General features: G+C 57.1%; 3 protein-coding genes and 1 pseudogene. 3 read left to right on the top strand and 1 reads right to left on the bottom strand.

All coding sequences use genetic code 11. The features are described from left to right. On the top strand, positions 1 to 237 hold a 237-nt coding region (locus MU551_RS16405), incomplete at its 5' end, for an acetylxylan esterase (RefSeq protein ID WP_247046358.1). Positions 238 to 524: 287 nt separating this feature from the next. Then, positions 525 to 1,091: a TetR/AcrR family transcriptional regulator gene (locus MU551_RS16400; RefSeq protein WP_247046356.1), complete on the top strand. Its 567-nt coding sequence runs from the start codon at positions 525 to 527 to the stop codon at positions 1,089 to 1,091. A gap of 43 nt (positions 1,092 to 1,134) precedes the next feature. Here the strand turns inward: MU551_RS16400 and MU551_RS16395 are convergent, their stop codons facing one another. Then, positions 1,135 to 2,310: a pyridoxal phosphate-dependent aminotransferase gene (locus tag MU551_RS16395; protein ID WP_247046355.1), complete on the bottom strand. Its 1,176-nt coding sequence runs from the start codon at positions 2,308 to 2,310 to the stop codon at positions 1,135 to 1,137. A 1,030-nt stretch (positions 2,311 to 3,340) separates the two neighbouring features. Between MU551_RS16395 and MU551_RS16390 the strand changes: the two are divergent. Further along, a pseudogene (locus tag MU551_RS16390) lies at positions 3,341 to 3,599 on the top strand (hypothetical protein); the annotation flags it as partial.

The raw sequence follows: 3,599 nt of genomic DNA, 5'->3' as shown, positions 1-3,599 counted from the left end.
GTCAACCTCGGACGCTGGGCAACGGCCCCGACGCTATACTCGGCAGCCCTAACTGACGACATCTGCCCGCCATCAACTGTCTTTGCCAGCTTCAACGCCTACGGCTCAGGCACTACTGATGCATCCGGTTCCGGCCCGACGAAGGAAATTGAGGTGTACAGGTTCAACAACCACGAAGGAGGCCAGGAACACCACTGGATAAAGCAACTGCAGTTCCTTCGCAAGCTCCTCCAATAAGACACAGCTGTAAGCACCCAAGAACACCTCCGGTCAATGGCTAAGATCCGACACTCGGTTTTTCGAGATGATCAAACAACCACACACGCGGTAGAAAGAGGTAGCTGTTTTTTAGTCCGCAGGACGTTTCCAGCCGCCGAGTACCCGGCGGAATCGCTGTGCGGAATCGACGCGGGTACAGTCTTTAGACCGAGCGTCCTCGACAAGTTCCCTGGAGAAGCACCAGCGGTACGGCCGAGACCTGAACGAAAGGCGACAGTCAGTTGCGAAGTGACACACGTCGAAATATGAAAAGTCTCATGCGCGCCGTGGGCGAAGAGATCGCTCAGAATCCAGCCAACGTGACCATGCAAAGCGCTGCCGCTCGTGCGGGAATCGGGACCGCCACGGCTTACCGCTATTTCTCGTCGCTGGACGAGCTGCTCGAGGCCTACACCATCAACACTACTGAGGAACTCCGCGATTTCGTCCACGGATGCCCGCTGACCGGAAGCGAACTGTACAACGCCGTACTGTCCCGCTGGATCACCCTGGTGCTCGAACATGGCAAAGTCATGGTCCAGCTGCGCTCCCGCTCCGGATACCTCCAGCGCATGGATCAAGGTGACCCGGTCATCGCCACTTCCCGTGCTATCTGGGAGCAACCCCTGAGGGGACTTCTCCAAGATCTTGGCCTCCCGGAGACCCTGCTCAGACAGGCACTGTTTCTGAACAACGCCCTCTCGGACCCCCGCGAAATCCTTGACCTTAGTGAAACGGAGAAGTTGGAGCCGGAACAAATTGGGAAGCAGCTTCTTGAAGCACTTTCCGGGTCCCTCCAAGGATGGGCAGACGCCAGGCGAAGGACCGGGTAGAGACCTGTTCAGTAAATAATGTTCAGGGCCTAAAGTTCCTCGGTCACATGAAGTTCCGCGCGGCTTCAACGAACCGGTCCAACCCGAGCTCAAGGTTTTCGGGGTCTGTGGCAAATGAGAGGCGCACGTGTCCTTCTCCGGATGGCCCGAACTCGCTGCCGGATCGGACAATTACTCCGGCAGCTGCGAATCGGGCAGTCATTTCATCGGAGGTCAGACCTGAATCGATTTTCACGAACGCATAGAACGCGCCTTGGGGCGGGAGCATGCTGAGTCCCGGGATACCGGAAATCTTGGCGACCACAATGTCGCGGCGTGCCTGGTATGACCCAGCCATTAGGCGGAGGTGTTCAGAGGGTGTTTCCAAAGCGACGAGGGCGGCGTCCTGCACGAATGTATTGATGGAACCGTTGAGTGTTCGGTGGAGCAGATTGATCTTCTCTGACACCTGGCGGGAAGCAACTACGTAGCCCAGCCGCCATCCCGTCATGGCGTAGGTCTTGGAAAACGTGCTGCAGCAGATGACCTGATCTGCAATGGCATGGAGTTCCAAAACGGATAGGAACTCCATGCCATCAAAGATAATGTCGGCGTAGGCCTCGTCGGAAAGAAGCAGAAGATGAGGGTGGGCCTCCAAAATTACTGCCAGTTCCCGCAGTTCGCCCGCGCTGTAGACCCGGCCTGTTGGGTTGCCTGGATTGCACAGAATAATCATGCGGGTACCAGCCGCTTCACGAGCCAGCCGTTCAAGATCCAGCGTTCCGTCGGCAAGATTAGCAACCCAGATTGCCTCGGCACCGACCATTGCGAGGTGGTCCGCGTACAACGAGTACGTCGGTTCCGGAATCAGAACCTTGTCTCCTGGATTGATCAGGGCAAGTATCGTAGCAGCCAGGCCGGCGCTTCCTCCGTGGGTGATAACAATCTGGTCCGGCGAGAGGTTCTGACCGGACCTAACCGACAGCCCTTCAGCCAGGGAGCGGCGGAGTTCGGGCGCTCCACTGAGGTTTGTGTAACGGGTCCGGCCGTTACGCAAGGCCTCAATCGCGGCCTCGACGATGGGACTTGGTGTCCCTGCATCTGGTTCTCCCATGGACAGGGCAACGGCGCCAGCAGGTGTCGATCCCAAGGACGCTGGCCGCCGGGAGGCCAGGACGATGCGTTGAGCTGAGTTTGAGCTGTCAGAGCCGTAGTCAACAAGGGTCTTTGTGGAAGTCATGTGTTCATCCTGATTCCTGCTACATCGCAAATAGGTAGAGGGCCGCAAAAAAGTAAGAATAGTTTACCAATTCGTACGGGATTTCCACAAGGAAGTCCAGTATAGGCTCAAATCCCGGACGGGAGAGGAGGGGGAGTGGACGCCGGGGCCGCCCCTCCCATGCCAACCCATATGCGGGACGGGACCTCTTCGTTCGCCTTCTGAATTGGGGCTTCTATCCGAAGGGATCTTGGGGCGCAACCCTTCCGCTAGACAACCTAAGGCTTATACAGAGTCTCCGTGCATCTCAGGATCGAAAGATATCTGAGGTCAATTCATGGGATGCAACAAATTTCCTACATGGTCGGCCCTGGTCTTCCGTGACTCCAGTAAGTAAGGGCGGAGTCCTCTGCCACGAGTCCAACGAGCCTGAGAATCCCGGCCGGAGCATCGGCCCCTTTCTTCGTCGGAGATGATGTTGGCATGCGCGGGTCCTGCAGCAATTATGGGGTCAGCACACACCTCGACTGAAGTTCGCCCGCTCAGATTGTAGCGGGAGGTCCGCGGCAGCCCTTGCGTCATTGCGTCAGCCCCGCCGCTATTACTGTTCGCTAGGTGTGGCGAGGCGGCAGCCGCTTCGGAAGCGGGGCTGCTTTTCGTGAAACAAAGTCCCAACCTTTGACGGTAGAAACCGAAACGCAGGAGCGTTATGAAGGCGTTGACAATTGACTCCTAGAGTGAGATAGTTTTCCCAATTACGAGATTTATCTCACAATTATCGGCCGTGCTGAGGTTGTTCCTTCTAGCGGCCGGCAGCATCATCTCGTGTTGATCAGAGACAGGTATTGAATCTCAACTCGTTCCGGCCCCCAACCCTGGGACCGCTCCCACGGCTAGTCCCCAACACTGGCCGACTGAATCCGACGCGAAACCAAACAAAGAAGTTAAGGAACGCCTGATCAGGTGGCCCACAGGTGCCACATCTGGGCATGCGCTGTTAGACCAATCAACTCACCAATCCCACAGGGGACACAGACAGTAGGAGTTTTTCATGGCACCTCGTTGGTTTACAGGCACGGCAGCAGCCGTCGCCATTTTGACTGCAACGGCTCTAACCGGCTGTTCCAGTTCCAGTACCAGCAGCCCTGGCCCGGCCGAGAATAGCCCTGCCGGTGAGCCTGTGACCGTTGAGTATTGGGGTGCTGCGGTTGGCCAGGAGAAGTCAGTCGAGATCTTCAACGCCGCACATAAAGATGTTCAGATCAAGTACACCCAGATTTCCGCGGGTTCGGCCGGCGGCTACTCCAAGA

Origin of the sequence: Arthrobacter rhizosphaerae (assembly GCF_023062595.1) — a bacterium.
Taxonomy (GTDB): domain Bacteria; phylum Actinomycetota; class Actinomycetes; order Actinomycetales; family Micrococcaceae; genus Arthrobacter; species Arthrobacter rhizosphaerae.
This window is presented reverse-complemented; position numbering and strand designations above follow the sequence as displayed.

What these genes read in the sequence shown, in the direction of transcription:
- MU551_RS16400 (WP_247046356.1), top strand. Translation starts at nt 525, where the DNA reads ATGAAAAGTCTCATGCGCGCCGTGGGCGAAGAGATCGCTCAGAATCCA.
- MU551_RS16395 (WP_247046355.1), bottom strand. Translation starts at nt 2,310, where the DNA reads ATGACTTCCACAAAGACCCTTGTTGACTACGGCTCTGACAGCTCAAAC.